Raw genomic sequence first — 21,446 nt, 5'->3', positions numbered from 1 at the left:
CGATCAGGGCCAGGAGCCTTCGTCGTGCGGGTCGCCGCCGTCGGTGAGCAGCCGCAGATCGGCTTCGACCATCATCGCCACCAGCTCGTCGAACGGCACCCGCGGCTCCCACCCCAGCTGCGCCCGCGCCTTCTTGGGATCGGCGCACAGCAGGTCCACCTCGGCCGGCCGGTGCAGCGCCTGGTCGGTCACCACATACCGCTCCCAGTCCAGCCCGGCGGCGGTGAAGGCCGCCTCCACCAGCTCCCTGACCGACTTCATCCGCCCGGTGCCGATCACGTAGTCCTCGGGCTTGCCGGCCCGCAGCATGAGGTGCATGGCCTTGACGTAGTCGCCGGCGTACCCCCAGTCGCGCCGCGCCTCCAGGTTCCCCAGCCGCAGCTCGGTGGCGAGGCCCAGCTTGATGCGGGCCACCCCGAGCGAGACCTTCCTGGTGACGAACTCGGCTCCGCGGCGCGGCGACTCGTGGTTGAACAGGATCCCGGACACGGCGTACATCCCGTACGACTCGCGGTAGTTCTGGGTCAGGAAGTGCCCGTACGCCTTGGCCACCCCGTACGGCGAGCGCGGGTGGAAGGCGGTGCGCTCGGTCTGCGGCGTCTCGCTGACCTGACCGAACATCTCAGAGGACGAAGCCTGATAAAAGCGGATCTGTCCAGAGGCGGCCCCGCCCCGCGACACGCCCGAGCACACCCGGATCGCCTCGAGCATCCGCAGCACGCCCATCCCGGTCACCTCGGCCGTGAGCTCGGCCTGCTCCCACGACATGGGCACGAAGGAGATCGCCCCCAGGTTGTACACCTCGTCGGGCTGCACCCGCTCCACCGCCGAGATCAGCGACCCCTGGTCCAGCAGGTCGCCGCGCACCACCCGGACCTCGGTGAGCAGCTTGCGCATCCGGGACACGCGCGGGTTCGCCTGTCCTCTGACCAGCCCCCACACCTCGTACCCCTGCTCCAGCAGGTGCTCCGCCAGATAGGAACCGTCCTGGCCGGTGATGCCGGTGATCAGAGCGCGCCTGGCCAAGGGGTCCTCCAACTTTCGCCTACCCCATCCCTTTGGGACGGGAATGTACAGCTAAGCGCCTAGATAGCACATCCACCGACATAGAACACGTTCCACCGAACCACGCTCGGTTACAGCAACGTCGCAGTTCGCACGGCCTGTGGCGGCCGTTGTGAACAATTCCACCCGATCTACCGAATGGTAGCCTTCTCGGACTAAGGTCATCTTTCACGGTACACGCCCGCCTCAGGGCCATACCGGCGGCGAAAGGGGTGTCCGTGGAGCGAAGGCTGCGGATCGCGCTTCTGTCCTACCGCAGCAAGCCCACCTGCGGCGGCCAGGGAGTCTATCTCCGCCACCTCAGCAGGGAGCTGGTCGCGCTCGGCCACCACGTCGAGGTGTTCTCCGGTCAGCCCTATCCCGAGCTGGACGAGGGCGTCGTCCTGCGGGAGGTGCCCAGTCTCGACCTCTACCGCGACGAAGACCCGTTCAGAACGCCCAAGCTGCGCGAATACCGCGACTGGATCGACTGGCTGGAAGTCGGCACCATGTGGACGGCCGGCTTCCCCGAGCCGCTGACCTTCACCCTGCGCGCCCACCGCGAGCTGAAGAAGCGCGTCGGCGACTTCGACGTCGTCCAGGACAACCAGACCCTCGGCTACGGCCTGCTCGGCATCCAGAAGCTGTTCCCCGTGGTCGGCACCATCCACCACCCCATCAGCGTGGACCGGCGGATCGAGCTCGAAGCCGCCAAGGGCGCGAAGAAGCTGACCATGCGCCGCTGGTACGGCTTCGTGAAGATGCAGTCCCGCGTCGCGCCCCGGCTGAGCCCCATCCTGACCGTCAGCGAGTCGTCGCTGGCCGACATCCACCGCGACTTCAACGTCCCGCAGGCCAACATGCGCCTGATCCCGCTGGGTGTGGACACCCGCTACTTCCACCCGCGCCCGGACAAGCCGAAGCGCAAGGGCTCGATGGTCGCCGTGGCCAGCGCGGACTCGCCCATGAAGGGCGTCGCGACGCTGCTGCGGGCCGTGGCCAAGCTGGCCACCGAGCGCGAGGTGCACCTCACGGTCGTCAGCAGGCCCACCCCGGGCGGCCCGACGGAGCAGCTCGTGCAGGAGCTGTCGCTGCAGGAGCAGGTGCGTTTCGTGCACGGCATCTCCGACGACGAGCTCGGCGAGCTGATCGCCACCTCCGAGATCTCGGTCGTGCCCTCGCTGTACGAGGGCTTCTCGCTGCCGGCCGTCGAGCACATGGCCTGCGGCACACCCCTGGTCGCCAGCCGTACGGGCGCGCTGCCCGAGGTCGTCGGCGACGCGGCCGTGCAGGTGCCGCCCGGCGACCCCGAGGAGTTGGCCGCGGCGCTGCGCCGCCTGCTGGACTCGCCCGAGGAGCGCGAGCGGGTGGGCCAGGCGGGATACGACCGGGTCATGGAGCGTTACACCTGGCACGTCGTGGCCAAGAAGACCGTCGAGGCGTACCACGAGGCCATCGAGAACCACAAAAGGAGAGGCTGACCAGTGCTGACCGTGGACTTCGCCCGGCTGCCCGTGGGCCCCGGCGTGCGCGTGCTCGACCTCGGCTGCGGCGGCGGCCGGCACGCGTTCGAGGTGCTGCGCAGGGGCGCGGACGTGATCGCGTTCGACATGGACCAGTCGGAGCTCGACGGCGTGGCGTCCATGTTCGCGGCGATGGACAAGGCGGGCGAGGTGCCCGTGGGCGCCACCGGCGAGATCGTCCAGGGCACCGCCCTGGACATGCCGTTCGAGGACGGCTCCTTCGACCGGGTCATCGCGGCCGAGGTGCTGGAGCACATCCCCGACGACATGGCGGCCATGCGGGAGATCTTCCGCGTGCTCAAGCCGGGCGGCACCGCCGCGATCACCGTGCCGAGCTTCCTGCCCGAGCGGATCTGCTGGGCGCTGGACGAGGACTACCACACGGCCCCCGGCGGTCACGTGCGCATCTACACGCTGGCCGAACTGTCGGCCAAGCTCAAGTCGATCGGGTTCACCATCGGCCCGCACCACCACGCCCACGGCCTGCACGCCCCCTACTGGTGGATCAAGTGCGCGGTCGGGGTCAACAACGACGAGCACCCGCTCGCGAAGGCGTACCACGAGCTGCTGGTCTGGGACATCATGAAGCGCCCGGCCGCGACCAGGATCGCCGAGAGCCTGCTCAATCCGCTCATCGGCAAGAGCGTGGTCCTCTACGTCCGCAAGCCATGATCTCCCGCGAGGAGGTCGTGAAGACCGCGCTGAGCATCGCGGCGATCCAGCAGGACGACGGCGGCGTGCCGTGGCCCGAGGGCCACGTCGACGCGTGGAACCACGTCGAGTGCCTGATGGCGATGACCGTGGCGGGGTTGGACGAGCCGGTACGCCGCGGCTACGCCTGGCTGGCCCGCCACCAGCGCCCCGACGGCTCCTGGCCGATGAAGCTGGCCGGCGGCGTGCCCACGGAGCTGGGCGGCGAGACCAACCACGCCGCCTACGTCGCCGCCGGGGTGTGGCACCACCACCTCGTCACCGGCGACCGGCGCCACACCGAGGAGAGCTGGCCGATGGTCAAGGCCGCGCTCGACTACGTGGCGGGGCTGCAGACCGAACGCGGCGAGATCGTCTGGGAGCGGGACGCGCGGGGCAGGCCATCCACGTACGCGCTGCTCACCGGCTGCTCCTCCATCCACCAGGGGCTGCGCTGCGGCGTGCTGCTCGCCGACCACCTGGGCGACCCGCAGCCGCACTGGGAGCTGGCCGCCGACCGGCTCGCGCACGTGCTCGCCGCCCACCCCGAGGCGTTCGCCGACAAGAGCCGCTACTCCATGGACTGGTACTACCCCGTCCTCGGCGGCGCGGTGCGCGGGCGGCAGGCGGTACAGCTGCTGGACCGCGAGTGGGCCACGTTCGTGGTGCCCGGCCTCGGCATCAGGTGCGTCTCCGACCAGCCGTGGGTCACGGGGGCCGAGACGTGCGAGCTGGTGCTGGCGCTCGACGCGCTGGGCGACAGGGAACGGGCGCTGACGCTGTTCCAGGACATGCAGCACCTGCGGCACGAGGACGGCTCGTACTGGACCGGCTGGCAGTTCGCCAACCGCAAGCACTTCCCGCACGAGCGCTCCGGCTACACCGCCGCCGCCACCGTGCTCGCCGCCGACGCCCTGGCCGGGTATTCGGCGGGGGCGGGGCTGTTCCGCGACATCGCCGGGACCTCCGTGTTCGATCCTGACGTGTGCGGGTGCGCCGGCGTACGCGTGCCGCCGCAGGCGGCCGAAGAGGGTCTCTGAGCGGCGCACAAGGGCTTTTGCCGGTTCTTTGCCGGGGACAACCGGTGCGCCGCCGTCGAACGGCGCATTGGGGTTACTAGCTTCGTGTCTGGCCGTACGAGGCGTCTTCGGGGGAAGCGTGGGCGACACGGGCACAACATCGTTCTTGGACCAGGTCAGGACCCATCCGGCGGCTGAGCCGCAGGTGTCGCGAGCCAGAGGATTGCGAAGGTTTCTGGCCAAGGATCCGCTGGAATCCGATCTGGGCCGGCGCAGGTTCCGGTCCAGAGGCGGGCCTTCGCGGATGGTCTTCACGAAGGCCGAGAGCTCGTACGTCTTCGGCTACAACGCGGTGATGTCACGCGAGACAGAGAAGATCGAGGAGATCCCGCACGAGCAGCGGCCCTTCGGCTACGAGGGAGCGGCCGCCGCCTGCACCGTACTCGACCTGCTCACCCTGACCCGGGGCCGGCGCCTTCACGAGCTACTGGCCGGCCCCGCCCAGCATCACCGCCACGCCGCCTACCTGGGTGCCGGCCGGGGGTACGCGCTCGTCCGGCTGCGCCCGGTGTGGGGCGCGCGCCGGGCCCATCCGCTGCTGCGCTGGCTGGCGGTGGACGGGTTCGGCTTCCAGCTCGCCCTGACCAGGACCGATCGCCTGGTGGGCGAGCGGACCATGCCCGACCTGCTCACCAGGGCCCACTGCGCGGTCTTCGACCAAGGGCTCGGGCGGCTGCTGTGGTACCACGACGGCGCCTCCCCCGACGACGCGGCCACGCGGATCGGCGGATTCCCGGCGCCGCGGCGGGCCGACCTGTGGAGCGGGGTCGGGTTCGCGGCCACGTACACGGGCGGGGCCGAGGCCGACGAGCTGTGGTGGCTGACCGAGCACGCCGGGGCCGACGGGTTCCGCGCGTACTTGGCCCAGGGGTGCGCCTTCGCGGTCGCCGCGCGGCTGCGTTCGGGAGAGCTGCCCGCCCAGGTGGCGCGAGCCGTGCCGATCCTGGCCGGGACCGACCCGGAGGAGGCGGCCGCGTGGACGGACCAGGCGCTCATCGCGCTCGGGCACGAGGCGCACACGCACGAGGACTTCCAGCGCTGGCAGTCGCAGATCCGCCGCTCATGGAACCGCCGCCACCGCTGCTGACGCCGCGCGAAAGCTCAGATGCCCGGCCCGACCCGCTCCAGCACCCGCAGCGACCCCGTCACCGACACCTCCTCGAACGCCCCGGACGCCAGCGCCCGCCGGTAGACCTGGAAGGGCGCCTGCCCGCCGTCGGCCGGATCGGGATAGATGTCGTGGAAGACCAGCGCCCCGCCCGTCATGACGTGCGGGGCCCAGCCCTCGTAGTCGCGCGTCACCGGCTCCTCGGAGTGGCCGCCGTCGATGAACAGCATGGCCAGCGGCGTGCTCCAGAGCGCGGCGACCCGTTCCGACCTCCCGACGACGGCGATCACCTCGTCCTCCAGGCCGGCCGCGGCGATCGTGGTCCTGAACGTCGGCAGGGAGTCCATCTTGCCGAAGCGCGGGTCGACCAGCGTCGGATCGTGGTGCGCCCAGCCCGGCTGGATCTCCTCGGAGCCGCGGTGGTGGTCGACGGTGACGACCACGGAGCCGCACTGCCGGGCCGCCGCGCCGAGGTAGACGGCGGACTTGCCGCAGTAGGTGCCGATCTCGCAGATGGGGCCGAGCTCGCCGTACCGGCAGGCCGTCTCGAACAGGGCCAGGCCCTCGTCCAGCGGCATGAATCCCTTGGCGTGCTTGGCCGCGTGCAGCAGCTCTGACGGCATCGACATAGGCATGCACCCTAGCCGAACCGAATAACATTCCGGCGAGCTCTTGCCGGGCCGTTCTGCAACCTGTTCTACTTGGCACGTGAATCAGCGCGCACGCATCGCCATGTCGGACGACGACGTCACCGCCTTCCTGGAGAGCTCGCGGAAGCTGCAGCTGGCCACCATCAACGCAGACGGCACCCCCCACCTCGTGACCATGTTCTACGGCCTCGCCGACGGGGACATCGCCTTCTGGACCTACGCGAAGGCGCAGAAGGCCCGCAATCTGTCCCGCGACCCCCGGGTGAGCTGCCTGGTCGAGACCGGCGACGACTACGACCAGCTGCGCGGCGTCCTGGTGTACGGCACCGCCCGCCGGGTCGACGACCGCGACCGCGTCATGGACATCGGCATGACCATCGCCCGCAGGATGACGCCCGGCGTCCCGGACGATCTGCTCCGTCCGTACGTGGAGAAGACCGGGCTCAAACGGGTTGCGTACGTCGTCGAGCGCACCAAAGTGGTCTCATGGGATCACAGGAGGCTCACATGAAGGTCAAGCTGGACGAGCTGGTCTGCGAAGCCAACGCCGTGTGCACGGGGCTCGCGCCGGAGGTGTTCGAGCTGGACGACGACGACCAGCTGCACATCCTGCTCCCGGAACCACCCCCCGAGTCGCAGGACCGCGTCCGCCACGCGGTCAGGTCCTGCCCGAAAGCCGCTCTGTCCCTCGAGGAATAGCCCAGGCACGAGGAGGAACCCCATGCGCGCCGCGATCCTGCACGCCGTAGGCAACGACAAGCTCGACATCCGCGATGACGTCACCCTGGCCCCGGTCGGGCCGACCGACGTACGCGTACGGATCAGAGCCACGGGCGTCTGCCACTCGGACCTGTCGGCCATGACCGGCGTGCTGCCGCAACCCGTGCCGCTCATCCCGGGCCACGAGGGCGCCGGCGAGGTGGTCGAGGTGGGCGAGCACGTCAGCTCCGTCAAACCCGGCGACCACGTGGTCATCTCCTGGCGGCCGGCCTGCCAGGAGTGCGAGCTGTGCGTGGGCGGGCAGCCGTACCTGTGCATGAAGTACGTCATCGAGTCCTTCTCCAAGGGCAACTTCCGCCTCGGCGGCGACGACGCGACGGTCTTCGGGATGGCCGGGTGCGGCACCTGGGCGGAGGAGATCATCGTGCCCTGGCAGGGCGCGATCAAGATCGACGAGGACGTGTCCTGGGAGGCGGCGGCCCTGATCGGCTGCGGCATCACGACCGGCGTGGGCGCCGCGATCAACACCGCGAAGGTGCGCCCCGGCTCCACGGTCGTGGTGATCGGCTGCGGCGGCGTCGGCCTGTCCGTCATCCAGGGCGCCCGCGTCTCCGGCGCCAGGACGATCCTCGCGGTGGACCCGCTGGAGTCCAAGCACGCGCTCGCCAAGAAGGTCGGGGCGACGCACGCGGTCACCCCGGAGCAGGTCCCGGAGGCGCTGAGCGAGCTCACCGGCGGCGGGGGCTTCGACTACGGCTTCGAGGTGGTCGGCAAGTCGGCCACGATCCAGAGCGCCTGGCAGCTCACCCGGGCGGGCGGCGACGTCATCGTGGTCGGGGCGGGCGCGATGGACGACATGGTGTCGATCTCGGCCTTCAGCCTCCTCTTCGAGGGCAAGAACCTGCTGTCCAGCCTGTACGGCGAGGCCGACGTCCGCCACGACTTCCCGTACTTCGCCAAGCTGCACAAGACCGGCCTGCTCGACCTGGAATCCATGATCAGCGCCCGCATCCGCCTCGCCGACCTCAACGACGCCGTAGCGGCCCTGCGCGGCGGCGAGGTCCTGCGCCAGATCGTCATCATGAACTGACCGGGCAAATGCCCCAAAAGCCAGCCGTTATCCTTTCACGCCGCCCCCGAGCGTGAAAGGATAACGACTATCCTTTCATCGCCGTGGCAGGGGTGAAAGGATAGTCGTCACTTCTGTGGCCGGGCTGGAACGATGCGGCCCGGCGGCGATTCGCGGGTGTCCCAGCGTGTGCTGGCCAAGCGGCGCTCTGTCAGCGTGAGCAGGTCGAAGACCTCACGCGCCAAGTACCCCCGCGTATTCCTCTCGACCTGCTTGGGGTGCAGGATGCCCGCCCCGGCGAGTTCCTCCAGCGCCTGCCTGGCGGCCGGGTGCGTCACCGAGAGCAGGCACTGCACGGTGCGTGCGGTCAGAAGCGGCGCAGCAGGGAGAAGGTGCAGCAGTCGCGCCACGGCCGAGTCGGCCCTGGGCACCGGTCGCGCCCCTTGCGACTCCCGGTATCGGTGATGCCGTCGCACCCACTCGGCGTTCAGTTCGTCGAGCTCGTCGGCGAATTTCCTGGCCTGCTCGACAGCGGTGTTCGCGGCCGCGAGAAACACCCGGAGCCACGCGTCCGTCCCGCGCTGTGCTTCGGCCGAACGAGAGGCCTTCCCATGCCGGTACGCGGTGAGCCCGTCGATGTAGGCGTCCGACCGGGTGAGCAGCACGAGGCTGATCGGCAGGATCGCATGGGGCGTCAGCCCGCGCCGGGTGAGAATCGTGTGCACCAGCGCCCTGCCCACCCTGCCGTTGCCGTCGGTGAACGGGTGGATCGTCTCGAACTGAGCGTGCGCCAGCGCCGCCTGGACGAGCGGAGCGTGTTCCGCCGTGTTGATGTACGACACGAGATCGTCCATCAGCGGCCGCACCAGCTCAGGCGGCGGAGGGACGAACTCGGCGTCCAGCGGATGCCAGTTGCCGCCACCCACCCAGTTCTGCACCTCGCGCAGTCCGTGATGCTTCTCGTCGGGAAGGAGGACGGTGTGCAGCGCGACGATGTCCGCCGTCGCCACCGTCTCGACGTTCACGAGATCGGTGACCGCCCGCCGGAGGGTCGTCACGTTGTTGGCGACCAGAGCGGCCGTGGTGGTGAACCCCTTGGACACCCCCGTCTCATGAGCGGCCAGCTCAGCCAGGGCCACCTGCTGCGGGGAGGTCTGAAGCCCTTCGATCCGCGAGGAGGCGATGGCCTCCGACCGGAGAAGAAACCGGGCGAGGCCCTCCAGCCCGTGGCCGGCGGAGTGCGCGGCGAGCTGTCGCACCAGACTTTCCGCCTGCGCCGCCTCCCTGGCGACCTCCGGCGACACGGCGACGGTTCCGCCTGTCAGCTGGTCGGGCACGTAAGGGCGATAGGTGCCCCCGCGCCGGTCTCGCTTGCTCGGGGCGTCCCACGCCGCGGACCACGACGCTTCACGATACTCCGCCACGGCGTTATCCTTTCACGCCGACCCCGAGCGTGAAAGGATAACGCGTATCCTTTCATTGCCGTGGCGGCGGTGAAAGGATAAGCAGAAAGGCATGCGCCCCCCGGCCCGAGGGGCCGAGGGGCGCAGAAACAGCCGTTTACGTGGTGGAGAAGGCCGCGTCGAAGGCGGTGGTCGGTGGGGTGATGGCGTTGAGGGTGCGGATGTAGGACAGCGCCTCCTTGGCCCCGTCCAGCCGGTCCATCCCCGCGTCCTCCCACTCGATCGAGATCGGCCCTTCGTACCCGATCGAGTTCAGCGCCCTGAAGCAGTCCTCCCACGGCACGTCGCCGCGGCCGGTCGAGACGAAGTCCCAGCCTCGGCGCATGTCCGCCCACGGCAGGTGCGAGGACAGGCGGCCCTTGCGGCCGTCGCCGACCCGGACCCGCGTGTCCTTGCAGTCCACGTGGTAGATGCGGTCCTTGAAGTCGAGGATGAACCCGACCGGGTCGATGTCCTGCCACACCATGTGCGAGGGGTCCCAGTTGAGGCCGAACGCCGGCCGGTGGCCGATGGCCTCCAGGGTGCGCACGGTGGTGTGGTAGTCGTAGGCGATCTCGCTCGGGTGCACCTCGTGCGCGAACCGCACCCCGACCTCGTCGAAGACGTCGAGGATCGGGTTCCAGCGGTCGGCGAAGTCCTGGTAGCCGGCGTCCACCATGGAGGCGGGCACCGGCGGGAACATCGCGACCGTGTGCCAGATCGACGACCCGGTGAAGCCCACCACGGTGTCCACGCCGAGCAGCGCGGCGGCGCGGGCGGTGTTCTTCAGGTCTTCGGCCGCCGCCTGGCGCACGGACTCGGGATCGCCCGAGCCCCAGATGCGCGCGGGCAGGATGGCCTTGTGCCGCTCGTCGATGGGATGGTCGCACACGGCCTGGCCCACGAGGTGGTTGGAGATCGTCCATACCTTCAGGCCGTGCTTGTCCAGCTGTGCGCGCTTCTGCTCTACGTATGACGGGTCCGACACGGCCTGGGCCACGTCGAAGTGGTCGCCCGAGCAGGCGATCTCCAGGCCGTCGTAGCCCCATTCGGCGGCCAGCCGGCAGACCTCCTCGAAGGGCAGGTCGGCCCACTGTCCGGTGAACAGTGTGACGGGTCTCATCAGTCCTCCACGTTCGTGTAGCGGCTGCCCTCAGCCGCGCTGCGCTCGACCGCCTCCAGTACACGCTGCACCCGCAGCCCGTCGGCGAACGAGGGCGTCGGGTCGGCTCCGGTGGCGACCGCTTCCAGGAAGTCCTTGATCTCGTGGGTGAACGTGTGCTCGTAGCCGAGGCCGTGGCCGGGCGGCCACCAGGCGCCGACGTACGGGTGGTCGGGCTCGGTGACCAGGATGCGCTCGAAGCCGCCGCCGTCGGCGCTGTACCAGAGCTCGTTCATCGCCTCGAAGTCGAAGGCCAGGCTGCCGCGCGAGCCGTTGATCTCGATGCGCATCGCGTTCTTGCGCCCGTAGGCGAAGCGGGTGGCCTCGAACGAGGCCACCGCGCCGCCCGACAGCCGGCCGATGAACAGCGCGGCGTCGTCGACGGTGACGGTGCCCCGGGCCGAGGAGCCGGTGGCTCCCAGCCCGGCCGACTCCGCCGCCAGCGGCCGGTCCTTGATGAACGTCTCCGTCAGCGCGGACACGCCCACCACGTTCTGGCCGGTGATGAACTGGGCGGCGTCCACGATGTGCGAGCCGATGTCGCCGAGCGCGCCGGCGCCCGCCTTGTCCTTCTGCAGCCGCCAGACCAGCGGGAACTCGGGATCGACGATCCAGTCCTGCAGGTACGCGGCGCGTACGTGCCTGATCTCGCCGATCCGGCCCTGCTCGACGTACCGGCGGGCGAGCGCGATCGCGGGCACCCGCCGGTAGTTGAAGGCCACCATGCTCTTGCCCGGCGCCGCGGCGGCGGCCGCCACCATGGCCTCGGCCTCGGCCACGGTGTTGGCCAGCGGCTTCTCGCAGAGGACGTGCTTGCCGGCCTGCAACGCGGCGATGGCGATCTCGGCGTGAGAGTCGCCCGGCGTGCAGATGTCCACGATCTGCACGTCGTCGCGCTTGACCAGCTCTCTCCAGTCGGTCTCGACGTCGTCCCAGCCGAGCTGCGCGGCGGCCGCCTCGGTGCGCTCCTTGGATCTGCCGGAGAGCACCGCCATGCGCGGTGCCAGCGGCAGGTCGAAGAAGGCGCCCACACTACGCCAGGCTTGGGAATGGACACGGCCCATGAAGGCGTAGCCGACCATGCCCACGCCGATGGTGGTTCTGTCTGACATGCAACCCCCGATCAGGATCAGGATTCGAAGCCGAGCGCCAGGTACTTCTCGACGTTGTCCTTGGTGATGGTCTCGGACGCGAGTGTGATCGACTGGGGAACCTGGTTCTCCACCAGATCACTCATGCCCTTCCCCTGTGCTATCAGACGCGCCAGCTTGATCGCCGAGGAGGCCATGGTCGGGCTGTACGTGACCGTAGCCTTGAGCACGGAGGTGCCCGACTGGATCTCCTTCATCGCGTTCAGCGAGCCGGCCCCGCCGACCATGATGAACTCGTCGCGGCTGGCCTCCTTGATCGCGGCGAGCACGCCCACGCCCTGGTCGTCGTCGTGGTTCCAGAGCGCGTCGATCTTCTTGTGCGCCTGCAGCAGCGAGGTGGCCACCTCGTTGCCGGTCTCGACGGTGAACTGGGCGTCCTGCTGGGCCGTGACCTTGAACCCGTAGGTCTTGAGCGCGTCGGCGAAGCCCTTGCTGCGGTCCTGGGTCAGGGGCAGCGTGGCGATGCCCTGGATCTCCACGATCACGGGGTTCGACACGTTCTTGCTCTTGAGCTCCGTGCCGATGTAGTGGCCGGCGGCCACGCCCATGCCGTAGTTGTCGCCGCCGATCCAGGTCCGGTAGGCGAGCTTGTCGGGGAAGATGCGGTCAAGGTTGATCACCGGGATGCCCGCCTCGGTGGCCTGCAGCGCGACCTGGTTGAGCTGCTGGCCGTCGTTGGGCAGGATCACCAGCGCGTTCACCTTGGCCGCGATCAGCGACTCGACCGCGGAGATCTGCTGGTTGATGTCGTTGGTGGGCTCGACGGGCTTGAACTCGATGTCGGAATACTGCTTGGCGGCACTTTCGGCGTTCTTGGCGATGGCCGCGATCCAGCCGTGGTCGGCGGCCGGGGCCGAGAACCCGATCACGACCTTGGTGCCCGGCTGGTCGTTGCCGCCGGTCGCCTGGGCCGGCGCCGGGGCCGCGCTCGACGGAGCGGCCGCGGGCTCGTTGCTGGTGCAGCCGGACGCTAAGAGAACGGCTCCGCCGAGACCGCCGACGAGGAATCCCCTGCGGGCGACGTTGTCACTCATGGTGCTCTCTCCTTCAGGTTCCGCCGCTGGAGAAGGACGGCGACGACGATGATCAGGCCCTTGGCGATCAGCTGGTCGCTGGTGTTGAGGCCGTTGAGGATGAACAGGTTGGTGATGAGGGTGAAGATCAGCAGGCCCAGGATGGAGCCCATGATCGTGCCTCGCCCTCCGGTGAGCAGCGTGCCGCCGATGATCACCGCGGCGATCGCGTCGAGCTCGTACAGGTCGCCGTGGGTGGACGAGCCCGTCGTGGTGCGCGCCATGATCAGGATGGCCGCGATGCCGCAGCACAGCCCGGACAGGGCGTAGAGCAGCATCGTGTGCCTGCGCACGTCGATGCCGGCCAGGCGGGCCGCCTCGGGGTTGCCGCCGACCGCGTACGTACGCCGCCCGAACGTCGTGCGGTTGAGCAGCACCCATCCGAGCACCACGACGAGGGCGAAGACGTAGACCAGCAGCGGGATGCCGGCCACGCGGGTGGTCGACAGGTCCACGAGGGCGGCGTTGTCGGACTGGATCAGCTGCGTCTTGCGGTCGGACATGCGCTGCGCCAGCCCGCGGGCGGCCACCAGCATGGCCAGCGTGGCGATGAACGGCACCAGCCGCCCGTAGGCGATCAGGATGCCGTTGACCAGCCCCGCCCCGGTGCCGACGAGGATCGCGCAGATCGCCATCACCACCGGCCCGTACGACTGCGTGGCCAGCGTCGTCGCCCACACCGAGGCCAGCGCCATGACGGCGCCCACCGACAGGTCGATGCCGCCGCCGATGATGACGAACGTGGCGCCGACCGTGATCACGCCGATGGTGGCCGCCAGCGACAGGATGCTGACCAGGTTGGAGGCGGTCGCGAAGTTGTCCGGCCGGGTGATCAACCCGACCACCACCAGCAGCGCCAGCGCGCCGAACAGGCCGAGGTGGCGCATCTCTCCGACGCCGCGGATCGACGGCAGTGACAGGGCGGCCGTCTTCCCCGGGGGCCGGTCCGTCGTGGGCTCGCTCATCACGCCGCCCTCCCATTCATGATCATGTCCAGTACGCGGTGCTCGTCCAGCCCTTCGGCCTCGCCCTCGTGGATGACGGTCCCTTCGCGCAGCACCAGCACCCGGTCCGCCAGGCCGAGCACCTCGGGCACCTCGCTGGAGACCAGGAGCACACCGATGCCCTGCTCGGCCAGGTCGTGGATGACCGCGTACAGCTCGGCCCTGGCGCCCACGTCCACGCCTCTGGTCGGCTCGTCCAGCAGGAGCAGCTTGGTGCCGCCGAGCAGCCAGCGGGCGAGCACGGCCTTCTGCTGGTTGCCGCCGGAGAGGGTGCGGATCGGGCGTTCCGGGTCGGGTGGCCGGATGTCGAGCAGTTCGGACAGGCGCTTGGCCTCGTCCAGCTCGCGCTTGCGGTCGATCCAGCCGAACTTGGAGAAGCCCGGCAGGGTGCCCAGCGTGATGTTGGCCGTCACGCTCTGGTCGAGGAGCAGGGCCTGGGCCTTGCGTTCCTCGGGGGCCAGGCCCATGCCGCGCTTGACCGTGCCGACGACGCCGCGGCGTGCCTGGCGGCCTTCGAGCAGGACGCGGCCCGAGGCGGGGCGGGCGCCGTACACGGCTTCGAGGATCTCCGAGCGGCCCGAGCCGACGAGCCCGGCCAGGCCGACGATCTCGCCCGCCCGTACCGAGAAGGAGACGTCGGCGAAGACGCCGGGCGAGGTGAGGTTCTCCACGCGGAGGACCTCCTCGCCCGGCTCACGGCCGCCTCTGGGCGGGAAGACGTACTCGACGTTCCGGCCCGTCATCAGGGAGACGATCTGCGTGGTCGGGGTCTCGCTGGCGGACAGGCCGACGGCGACCGTGCGGCCGTCCTTCAGCACCGTGACGCGGTCGCCGATCTCGCGGATCTCCTCCAGGCGGTGGGAGATGTAGACCACGGCCACACCCTGGGCGGTGAGCTCGCGGATGATGCGGAAGAGGTTGGCCACCTCGTCGTGCGCGAGGGCGGCGGACGGCTCGTCCATGATGATCAGGCGCGCGTCGTGCGAGAGCGCGCGGGCCATCGAGACGACCTGCTTGGCCGCCGGCGACAGCCGTCCGACCTCGGCCGACGGACGGATCTCCGGATGGCCCAGGCGTTCGAGCACCTCGCGCGCGGCGCGCCTGCCCTCGCCTCTGTTGACGAAGCCCAGGCGGGCGTGCTCGTGGCCGAGGAAGATGTTCTCGGCCACGGTGAGCCCGTCGACCAGGTCGAGTTCCTGGTAGATGGTGGCGAAGCCGAGTTTGATGGCGTCGATGGGACTCCCGGGACGTACTTCGCTCCCGTTGAACAAAATGGTGCCCTCGTCCGGCTGGTGAACTCCGGCGAGCACTTTGATCAGGGTGGATTTACCGGCGCCGTTCTGGCCGAGCAGGCAGTGCACCTCGCCCGCGCGTACGTCCAGATCGACCCCGTCCAGCGCGCGCACGCCGGGGAACTGCTTGACGATGCCCTTCATGACCAGCATCGGAGTCCCTTTCAGGCGTTGACGATGCGGTTGATGTTGTCGGGTGACAGGTAGTGCTCGATCGCTAGGATTCCGGCGCCGAGCGCGGCGGCGTTGATGCCGGTACGGCTCGGCGTGATGGACAGATGATGCGTGGCCAGCGGCAGCGATCTGCGGTAGACCGTCTCCCTGATCCCGGCCAGCAGATGCTCGTGCACCCGCGACAGCGCGCCGCCGATGACGATGACCTCGGGGTTGAAGAAGTTGACCAGGCCGGCCAGCACCTCGCCGATCAGCCGGCCGGCCTCCCTGACCAGGCGCAGCGCCTGCGTGTCGCCCGCCTGGACGAGCGCCACCACGTCGCCTCCCGACTCGGCGGACAGGCCGAGCTCGCTGAGGCGCCGCGCGATCGCGGCCCCACCGGCCACGGCTTCGAGGCAGGCGCTGTTGCCGCACCGGCAGCCGGCGTCGTCGTGACCGCTGACCCGGATGTGCCCGATGTCACCGGCCGAGCCCTGAGCGCCCCGGTGCAGCGTGCCCTCGGCGATGATGCCGCAGCCGATGCCGGTGCCGACCTTGACGAACAGCAGGTGACTGGCGCCCGGGAAGGCGTTGCGGTGCTCGCCCAGGGCCATCACGTTGACGTCGTTGTCCACCAGAACCTCGACGCCGCCGAAGTACTCGGGGACGGGGTAGTCGTTCCAGCCCGGCATGATCGGCGGGTTGTTCGGCCGTCCTGTGGCGAACTCCACCGGGCCCGGCACGCCGATCCCGATGGCCCGCAGCGCCGCGCGGGGCCGTCCGACCCGGTCGAGCAGGTGGTCGAGCCGCTGGTCCACGTGGGCGAGCACCGTCTCCGGGCCCTCCCCGATCAGCAGCCCGTCCTCGCACTCGGCCAGCACCTCGCCCGAGATGTCCATCAGCGCGACCCGGCAGTGCGTGGCGCCGAGGTCCACGCCGGCGAAGGCGTGCTCCTCGGTGTGCAGGCGCAGCTGGCGCGGCGGCCTTCCGCCGGTGGACTCGCCGCTCTCGGTCTCCTCGACCAGCCCGCGTTCGATCAGCGCGTCGACGCGCTGGGAGATCGTGGATCTGGCCAGGCCGGTCAGCTTCGCCAGATCGGAACGGGTGGTCGCGGAGCCCGCGCTGATCAGCGTCAGCACGTCGCCGGCGGAGCCCGGCAGGGGGGTCATGCCGCGACAATAAGATCACCGATGCGGCAAATCAAGAGTGATAATCGACCAAACCCGCCCAACTTCCGCCGAGGATCGAACAAAGGCGGGGTTCCAACCCGTTCGTATCGATATTTCCGACATCAGGCGGATGCGCGGAGCGCCGGTCCCTGTCAGAGGACCGGCGCCGGGAAACCGCGGCTTCACCTGCGGCGGAACCCGCCGCTACGGCATCTGGGGGTGGTCCGTGACCGCGCCGTTGTCAGAGCGTCGCGGCCCTGCGCCACGCTGTCAGCGCGGCGCGGACGCCGTACATCACGATCGGAGCACGTTGGACGGCCGCGGCCCGATCAGCCCGATCAGAGCAGCCGTGCCGTCAGAGCAGCGTCGCCGGAGGAGCGGTGCCGTCAGAGCATCGCCTTCATCGAGTCGCCGGCCGTCAGCACGTACGGCTGCTCGGCCATGACCGCCTCCCAGTTGGCCTCGATCGCCTCGGGCGTGACGTCGTCGGTCTTCCAGCCGGGCCCCTCGGCCACGAACACCCGCGCCACCCGGCCGGCGCCGACGGTGAAGACCTCGCCGCTCGTCTCGCACGACTCGTGCACCAGGTAGGCGACCAGCGCGCTGACCCGCTCGGGCGTGAACTTGGCCTCGAACTCGGCCGGCAGCAGCGCCTCCGTCATCCGGGTCCAGGCGACGGGGGCGATCGCGTTGGCCTTGATGCCGTTGCGCGCGCCCTCGATGCCGATCGTCTTGGTCAGGCCGACCAGGCCCATCTTGGCGGTGGAGTAGTTGGCCTGCCCGAAGTTGCCGAAGAGCCCGGCCGGGCTGGAGGTGTTGACGACGCGCCCGTAACCGGCCGCCTTCATCAGCGGGTAGGCGGCCTGGCTGACCAGGTAGGAGCCGCGTACGTGCACGGCCAGCACCGCGTCGAACTCCTCGACCGTCATCTTCCCGAACGACTTGTCGCGCAGGATGCCGGCGTTGTTGACGACGATGTCGACCTTGCCGTACGCGTCCACGGCCGCCTGGACGACCGCCCTGGCCCCTTCCGGCGTGGAGATGTCGTCGGCGTTGGCCACGGCCTGGCCGCCGTTCTTCGTGATGAGGTCGGCGACCTCGGCGGCCGGCCCCGTCGAGGCGCCCGTGCCGTCGAGCGCGCCGCCGAGGTCGTTGACGACGACCTTGGCGCCCCGCTCGGCCAGCATGAGGGCGTGGGATCTGCCGAGGCCGTGCCCGGCCCCCGTGATGATCGCGACCCTGTCATCGAACCGAAGCATCGAACCTCCCGCGCAGGAGAACAACATTCTAGTATGAGTACGATAACCGGCTCAGGGCCTCAGCCACAGGTCCGGTTCACCCGCCTGCCGCACTACCCGCCCCTTCGCCTCCAACCAGGCCAGGTGAGCCAGCGTCTCGTTGTTGGCCGAGCGCCGCATGAACGGCGGGATCGTCTCCCAGGGCCGCGACCAGGTCAACCGGGTGGCCACGTCCCAGCACGACGACGGCCCGGCCGCGCCCAGCACGTGCTCGATCTCGGCCAGCCGCTCGTCGTGGTGCGCCATCACGGTGTCCACCCGTTCGGCCAGTTCGAGGAAGCGGAACTCGTGCGCCGGCAGCACCTCGTCCACCTCCAGCTTGCGGACGGCGGCCAGCGAGTCGAGGTAGTCTGCCAGCGGGTTGGGCCCCGACTGGGGATGCACAGCCACGATCGGCGTGATCTTCGCCAGCACGTGGTCACCCGAGAACAGCACCTTGCGCTCGGGCGAGACGAAGCACAGGTGACCGGGTGAGTGGCCGGGCGTCCAGACGGCCCGCAGGTCCCAGCCGGGCAGGCCGAGCTCCTCGCCGTCCTCGACCAGCCGGTCCGGCCTGGCCATCGAGACCATGTGCCTGATCATCATGGACGCCCCGGCCAGCTCGTCCAGCGTCAGCTCGGGGACGCCGCAGCGCTGCAGCAGCGCCCGCTCGCGCTGCACGAGGGAGTCGATGGCCGCGTCGTCGTAGCGCTCGCGGACCAGGCGGGCGTCCGCGGGATGCAGCGCGATCCAGGCGCCGGAATTCTCGCGGACCCGTCCGGCCAGGCCGTAGTGGTCGGGGTGGATGTGGGTGACGAGCACGCCCTTGACGTCGGTGATCGCGTACCCGGCCACGCCCAGGCCCGCGACGAGCGCGTCGTACGCCTCGTCGGTGTTCCAGCCGGCGTCGATGATCGCCACGCCGTCGGGCAGTTCGAGGACGTAGACCAGCACGTACCGGAGGGGGTTGATCGGGATCGGCACCGGGACCGACCACACTCCCGGCCGGACCCGTTCGACGTCGGGGATGGTCCCGCCTACCCACGCCTCTCGCTGTGCCGCGTTCGAGGGTGTCACCACAAATTTCGCCACACGCCCGAATATAGTTCTGTGTCCGAATCGTGTTCTACTGGGGTCATGAAGCCGAGCCGCGAGTTCGACGCCGATGGCCGCTTCGTCCGGCAGCCCAACCGCTTCACGGATCGGCTCGGCCCTCCCGAGCCGGGCCGCTACCGGCTCTACGCCTCCTACGCCTGCCCGTGGGCCCAGCGGGTGCTGATCGTCCGCGCGCTGCTCGGCCTGGAGGACCTGCTGGACGTCACGATCGTGGACCCCATCAGGGACGAGAAGGGCTGGCGGGTCCCCGGCGGCGACCCCGAATACCTGTCGGAGCTCTATCACGCCACCGACCCCGGCTACACGGGCCGCTACACCGTTCCCTGCGTCTGGGACGAGCAGGACAAGCGGATCGTCACCAACGACTTCCCCCAGATCACCCTCGACCTGGAGACGTCATGGGGGACCTCCCCCGACCTCTATCCGGAACGCCTGCGCCCCGACATCGACATCATGAACGACCGCCTCTACCACGGCCTCAACAATGCGGTCTACGAGGCGGGCTTCTCCCGTGACCAGCAGGTGTACGAGGAGGCGGTCGCGCGGGTGTTCACCACCCTCGACCTGCTGGAGGTGCGCCTGGCCGGGTCGGACTTCCTCTTCGACACGCTCACCGACAGCGATGTGCGCCTCTACACGACCCTGGCCAGGTTCGACGTCGTCTATCACACGCACTTCAAGTGCTCGGTCCGCCGGCTGGCCGACTATCCGGCGCTCTGGGCGTACGCGCGCCGGTTGCATGCCATCCCGGCCTTCGGCGAAACCACCGACTTCGACCAGATCAAGCGTCATTACTACCTCACCCAGCCCGGCATCAACCCGAGCCGGATCGTGCCGGTAGGGCCTGATCTGGACTGGAGCCTGTGACCTCGGGGTCCGTGACCGCCTGATCGCCCGGCGGCAGGGGCATCCGGACGAACACCAGCACCGAGGCCAGCGCCACCGCCGCCGTGATCCCCCACGCCACCGGCAGCCCCGCCTGGGCGGCCAGGGCGCCGAGCGCGAGGTTGGCCGCGGCCCCGCCGCCTTGCAGGGACAGCGAACTGGTCGAGGTGACCGTGGTGCGCTCGGCCGCGGTGACCGCCCTGTGCGTCATCTCCAGGCACAGCACGCCCGCCACCGCGAGGCCCACGAAGAGCACCACGTAGGCCAGCCCAGCGCTCACCAGCCCCGCGACGCCGGCGAGGCCCGCCGTGGCGGCCAGCGCGGCGACGGAGAGCGCCGTCAGCACCGTGCCCGCGATGGCGCCCCTCGCGGAGCCGCCCGCCAGCCGCGCGGCGCGGGGCGCGAGCGAACTGCCCGCCGCGCTGCCGGCGAACCCGAGCGCCGCCACCACCGCGTAGGCCAGACTGCCGCTCTCCGCCGTGCCCGCCAGCTCGGCCAGCCGGCCGGGCGTGAGCAGCTCGATGCTGGTCAGGACGACGCCGGAGACGACGGCGGCGAGCATGAGCCGGCGCAGCACCGCGCCCCGCAGCGCGAGCCTGATGCCACCGGCCACCGTGGCCGGCACCTCGCGCAGGACACCGCCGAACGAGCGGCGCTCGTGGGCCGGCTCGGGCATCGCGAAGATCACCACAACCAGCAGCACCAGCGCCGCCACCGCGCCCACCAGGGGCGGCGCGGCCAGCGGGAAGATCAGCGAGGGCGGCACCAGGAGCGGCAGGGCGCCACCCGCCAGCACGCCCGCGCACAGGGCCACGGACTCCATCGCGCTGCCCCCGGCCAGGCCCGGCTTGAGGTCGGCGTCCCGGCCCTCGATGCCGTGCAGCGTGTCGACGTACCAGGAGGTGGCCGGGCCGCTGGACAGCGCCCTGGCCACGCCCTTCAGCACGCCGCAGGCCACGAACATCCAGAACGTCGTGGACACGCTGATCAGCGCGAGCGCCGCCACCGTGACCGCGGCCGAGGCGGCCAGCACCACGCGCCGCCCCACGACGTCGGCGAAGCCGCCCGTGGGCAGCTCCAGGCTCACGGCCACGAGCGAGAAGACGGTGACCACCAGGCCGATCTGGGCCAGGCCGAGCCCCCGCTCGGTCATCAGCAGCACCATGCTGGCCGCCATGAGCCCCACGGGCAGCCAGGTCAGGAAACTGACGAGCAGATAACGCCGGAACGCCGAACGCGCGGTCATGACCTCTCCTCCCTGGCCCGGGGGAAGCCCCCGACCCAGATCCGTACCTGCTCGATGTCGGGAGCGCCCGCGTGGCGGGCGATCAGCTCGCGCAGGACCTCGTCCGTCCGCGCCATGAACTCCGCCAGCCCGGCCGGGGGCAGCTCGGCGATGTGGTCGCTCAGGCCGGCCGTCTCCACCCACTCGGGAGACCACCCGGACTCGTCGAACTCCTGCACGATCTGCCCGAGCGCCTCGGCCTGCCACAGCCGCATGACCCTGATCACCTCGCGCCCCTCGGCGGTGTCGGCCATCTCCCTGCTGTTCCACGAGGTGTAGCGGTGGCGGGCCCGCCAGCGGCGCTCACGGCCGTCGCGCCGGTCGTCGTCCTCCTCGATGAAGCCGAACTTGAACAGCTCGCGCAGGTGGTAGCTGGTGGAGCCCGAACTCTCGCCCATCTTGCGGCCGAGCTCGCTCGCGGTGGCCGGCCCGTCGGCGCGCAGCAGCCCGAGCATCCGGGCTCGGAGCGGATGGGTGACCGCCCTGAGCACCTGCGGATCAGTGATCTTGTACGACTCCTGCATGCCACCGACGATAAACCGCAAAACGAATTT

General features: G+C 70.0%; 21 protein-coding genes. 8 read left to right on the top strand and 13 right to left on the bottom strand.

Annotated elements, in window-relative coordinates; translation table 11 throughout:
• Nucleotides 1-3: 3 nt before the first annotated feature.
• Nucleotides 4-1,026: a GDP-mannose 4,6-dehydratase gene (locus B0I32_RS51235; RefSeq protein ID WP_106252248.1), complete on the bottom strand. Its 1,023-nt coding sequence runs from the start codon at nucleotides 1,024-1,026 to the stop codon at nucleotides 4-6.
• Nucleotides 1,027-1,277: 251 nt separating this feature from the next.
• On the opposite strand from B0I32_RS51235, the gene B0I32_RS51230 reads away from it, so the two are divergent.
• The 4 genes from B0I32_RS51230 to B0I32_RS51215 all read left to right on the top strand — a co-directional run bounded on the left by B0I32_RS51230 (nucleotide 1,278) and on the right by B0I32_RS51215 (nucleotide 5,423).
• A complete protein-coding gene (locus B0I32_RS51230) occupies nucleotides 1,278-2,525 on the top strand; it encodes a glycosyltransferase family 4 protein (protein ID WP_106252246.1) in 1,248 nt (415 codons plus the stop codon).
• A 3-nt stretch (nucleotides 2,526-2,528) separates the two neighbouring features.
• Nucleotides 2,529-3,239, top strand: a complete 711-nt coding sequence (locus B0I32_RS51225; protein WP_181308710.1) for a class I SAM-dependent methyltransferase — start codon at nucleotides 2,529-2,531, stop codon at nucleotides 3,237-3,239.
• Nucleotides 3,236-4,297 carry a glycoside hydrolase family 15 protein gene (locus tag B0I32_RS51220; protein WP_181308708.1) on the top strand — a complete coding sequence of 354 codons (1,062 nt, stop codon included), beginning with the start codon at nucleotides 3,236-3,238 and terminating at the stop codon, nucleotides 4,295-4,297. The genes B0I32_RS51225 and B0I32_RS51220 overlap by 4 nt, the downstream gene beginning before the upstream one ends.
• Before the next feature lie 118 nt (nucleotides 4,298-4,415).
• On the top strand, nucleotides 4,416-5,423 hold the full coding sequence (locus B0I32_RS51215; RefSeq protein WP_342751849.1) for a DUF1702 family protein: 1,008 nt from the start codon (nucleotides 4,416-4,418) through the stop codon (nucleotides 5,421-5,423).
• A 14-nt stretch (nucleotides 5,424-5,437) separates the two neighbouring features.
• Here the strand turns inward: B0I32_RS51215 and B0I32_RS51210 are convergent, their stop codons facing one another.
• Nucleotides 5,438-6,067, bottom strand: coding sequence for a class I SAM-dependent methyltransferase (locus B0I32_RS51210; RefSeq protein ID WP_181308714.1), 630 nt, complete (start codon nucleotides 6,065-6,067; stop codon nucleotides 5,438-5,440).
• Between the two features lie 85 nt (nucleotides 6,068-6,152).
• Between B0I32_RS51210 and B0I32_RS51205 the strand changes: the two genes are divergently transcribed.
• Genes B0I32_RS51205 through B0I32_RS51195 form a run of 3 tightly spaced genes read left to right on the top strand, consistent with a single transcriptional unit; the run spans nucleotide 6,153 to nucleotide 7,904 of the window.
• Complete coding sequence (locus B0I32_RS51205) at nucleotides 6,153-6,605, top strand: pyridoxamine 5'-phosphate oxidase family protein (protein WP_106252241.1); 453 nt, start codon at nucleotides 6,153-6,155, stop codon at nucleotides 6,603-6,605.
• Nucleotides 6,602-6,793, top strand: coding sequence for a ferredoxin (locus tag B0I32_RS51200; protein ID WP_106252239.1), 192 nt, complete (start codon nucleotides 6,602-6,604; stop codon nucleotides 6,791-6,793). Before B0I32_RS51205 ends, B0I32_RS51200 begins: the two co-directional genes overlap by 4 nt.
• A 22-nt stretch (nucleotides 6,794-6,815) precedes the next feature.
• Nucleotides 6,816-7,904 carry a Zn-dependent alcohol dehydrogenase gene (locus B0I32_RS51195; protein ID WP_106252237.1) on the top strand — a complete coding sequence of 363 codons (1,089 nt, stop codon included), beginning with the start codon at nucleotides 6,816-6,818 and terminating at the stop codon, nucleotides 7,902-7,904.
• A gap of 107 nt (nucleotides 7,905-8,011) precedes the next feature.
• Here the strand turns inward: B0I32_RS51195 and B0I32_RS51190 are convergent, their stop codons facing one another.
• From B0I32_RS51190 to B0I32_RS51150, 9 genes are all read right to left on the bottom strand, one after another.
• Nucleotides 8,012-9,307: a Fic family protein gene (locus B0I32_RS51190; RefSeq protein WP_106252236.1), complete on the bottom strand. Its 1,296-nt coding sequence runs from the start codon at nucleotides 9,305-9,307 to the stop codon at nucleotides 8,012-8,014.
• 136 nt (nucleotides 9,308-9,443) lie between these two features.
• On the bottom strand, nucleotides 9,444-10,451 hold the full coding sequence (locus tag B0I32_RS51185) for a sugar phosphate isomerase/epimerase family protein (protein ID WP_106252234.1): 1,008 nt from the start codon (nucleotides 10,449-10,451) through the stop codon (nucleotides 9,444-9,446).
• The gene (locus B0I32_RS51180) at nucleotides 10,448-11,599 is read right to left on the bottom strand and encodes a Gfo/Idh/MocA family protein (protein ID WP_106252232.1); all 1,152 of its coding nucleotides are present in this window, start codon (nucleotides 11,597-11,599) and stop codon (nucleotides 10,448-10,450) included. The genes B0I32_RS51185 and B0I32_RS51180 overlap by 4 nt, the downstream gene beginning before the upstream one ends.
• A 17-nt stretch (nucleotides 11,600-11,616) precedes the next feature.
• Nucleotides 11,617-12,672 carry an ABC transporter substrate-binding protein gene (locus B0I32_RS51175; RefSeq protein WP_106252231.1) on the bottom strand — a complete coding sequence of 352 codons (1,056 nt, stop codon included), beginning with the start codon at nucleotides 12,670-12,672 and terminating at the stop codon, nucleotides 11,617-11,619.
• Nucleotides 12,669-13,676 carry an ABC transporter permease gene (locus B0I32_RS51170; protein ID WP_106252229.1) on the bottom strand — a complete coding sequence of 336 codons (1,008 nt, stop codon included), beginning with the start codon at nucleotides 13,674-13,676 and terminating at the stop codon, nucleotides 12,669-12,671. The genes B0I32_RS51175 and B0I32_RS51170 overlap by 4 nt, the downstream gene beginning before the upstream one ends.
• Nucleotides 13,676-15,160: a sugar ABC transporter ATP-binding protein gene (locus B0I32_RS51165; RefSeq protein ID WP_219912441.1), complete on the bottom strand. Its 1,485-nt coding sequence runs from the start codon at nucleotides 15,158-15,160 to the stop codon at nucleotides 13,676-13,678. Before B0I32_RS51165 ends, B0I32_RS51170 begins: the two co-directional genes overlap by 1 nt.
• An 11-nt stretch (nucleotides 15,161-15,171) precedes the next feature.
• Entirely contained in the window at nucleotides 15,172-16,329 is a 1,158-nt protein-coding gene (locus B0I32_RS51160) for an ROK family transcriptional regulator (RefSeq protein WP_106252228.1), read from the bottom strand.
• A 386-nt stretch (nucleotides 16,330-16,715) separates the two neighbouring features.
• Nucleotides 16,716-17,588, bottom strand: coding sequence for an SDR family oxidoreductase (locus B0I32_RS51155; RefSeq protein ID WP_106252226.1), 873 nt, complete (start codon nucleotides 17,586-17,588; stop codon nucleotides 16,716-16,718).
• 51 nt (nucleotides 17,589-17,639) lie between these two features.
• The gene (locus tag B0I32_RS51150; protein ID WP_245956661.1) at nucleotides 17,640-18,698 is read right to left on the bottom strand and encodes an MBL fold metallo-hydrolase; all 1,059 of its coding nucleotides are present in this window, start codon (nucleotides 18,696-18,698) and stop codon (nucleotides 17,640-17,642) included.
• 45 nt (nucleotides 18,699-18,743) lie between these two features.
• On the opposite strand from B0I32_RS51150, the gene B0I32_RS51145 reads away from it, so the two are divergent.
• A complete protein-coding gene (locus B0I32_RS51145; RefSeq protein ID WP_106252223.1) occupies nucleotides 18,744-19,589 on the top strand; it encodes a glutathione S-transferase family protein in 846 nt (281 codons plus the stop codon).
• On the opposite strand, the gene B0I32_RS51140 is transcribed toward B0I32_RS51145, so the two are convergent.
• Complete coding sequence (locus tag B0I32_RS51140; protein ID WP_106252221.1) at nucleotides 19,537-20,853, bottom strand: MFS transporter; 1,317 nt, start codon at nucleotides 20,851-20,853, stop codon at nucleotides 19,537-19,539. The genes B0I32_RS51145 and B0I32_RS51140 overlap by 53 nt on opposite strands.
• Complete coding sequence (locus B0I32_RS51135) at nucleotides 20,850-21,416, bottom strand: winged helix-turn-helix domain-containing protein (protein ID WP_106252267.1); 567 nt, start codon at nucleotides 21,414-21,416, stop codon at nucleotides 20,850-20,852. Before B0I32_RS51135 ends, B0I32_RS51140 begins: the two co-directional genes overlap by 4 nt.
• Nucleotides 21,417-21,446 lie beyond the last annotated feature (30 nt).

The organism is Nonomuraea fuscirosea (genome assembly GCF_003001935.1).
Classification (GTDB): domain Bacteria; phylum Actinomycetota; class Actinomycetes; order Streptosporangiales; family Streptosporangiaceae; genus Nonomuraea; species Nonomuraea fuscirosea.
The sequence above is the reverse complement of the archived record's forward strand: the minus strand, read 5'-3'. Positions and strand labels throughout refer to the sequence as shown.

Coding starts and splice junctions, on each gene's coding strand:
- B0I32_RS51220 (WP_181308708.1), top strand. CDS start 3,236: ATGATCTCCCGCGAGGAGGTCGTGAAGACCGCGCTGAGCATCGCGGCG.
- B0I32_RS51210 (WP_181308714.1), bottom strand. CDS start 6,067: ATGCCGTCAGAGCTGCTGCACGCGGCCAAGCACGCCAAGGGATTCATG.
- B0I32_RS51200 (WP_106252239.1), top strand. CDS start 6,602: ATGAAGGTCAAGCTGGACGAGCTGGTCTGCGAAGCCAACGCCGTGTGC.
- B0I32_RS51195 (WP_106252237.1), top strand. CDS start 6,816: ATGCGCGCCGCGATCCTGCACGCCGTAGGCAACGACAAGCTCGACATC.
- B0I32_RS51180 (WP_106252232.1), bottom strand. CDS start 11,599: ATGTCAGACAGAACCACCATCGGCGTGGGCATGGTCGGCTACGCCTTC.
- B0I32_RS51175 (WP_106252231.1), bottom strand. CDS start 12,672: ATGAGTGACAACGTCGCCCGCAGGGGATTCCTCGTCGGCGGTCTCGGC.
- B0I32_RS51170 (WP_106252229.1), bottom strand. CDS start 13,676: ATGAGCGAGCCCACGACGGACCGGCCCCCGGGGAAGACGGCCGCCCTG.
- B0I32_RS51165 (WP_219912441.1), bottom strand. CDS start 15,160: ATGCTGGTCATGAAGGGCATCGTCAAGCAGTTCCCCGGCGTGCGCGCG.
- B0I32_RS51160 (WP_106252228.1), bottom strand. CDS start 16,329: ATGACCCCCCTGCCGGGCTCCGCCGGCGACGTGCTGACGCTGATCAGC.
- B0I32_RS51155 (WP_106252226.1), bottom strand. CDS start 17,588: ATGCTTCGGTTCGATGACAGGGTCGCGATCATCACGGGGGCCGGGCAC.
- B0I32_RS51145 (WP_106252223.1), top strand. CDS start 18,744: ATGAAGCCGAGCCGCGAGTTCGACGCCGATGGCCGCTTCGTCCGGCAG.
- B0I32_RS51140 (WP_106252221.1), bottom strand. CDS start 20,853: ATGACCGCGCGTTCGGCGTTCCGGCGTTATCTGCTCGTCAGTTTCCTG.
- B0I32_RS51135 (WP_106252267.1), bottom strand. CDS start 21,416: ATGCAGGAGTCGTACAAGATCACTGATCCGCAGGTGCTCAGGGCGGTC.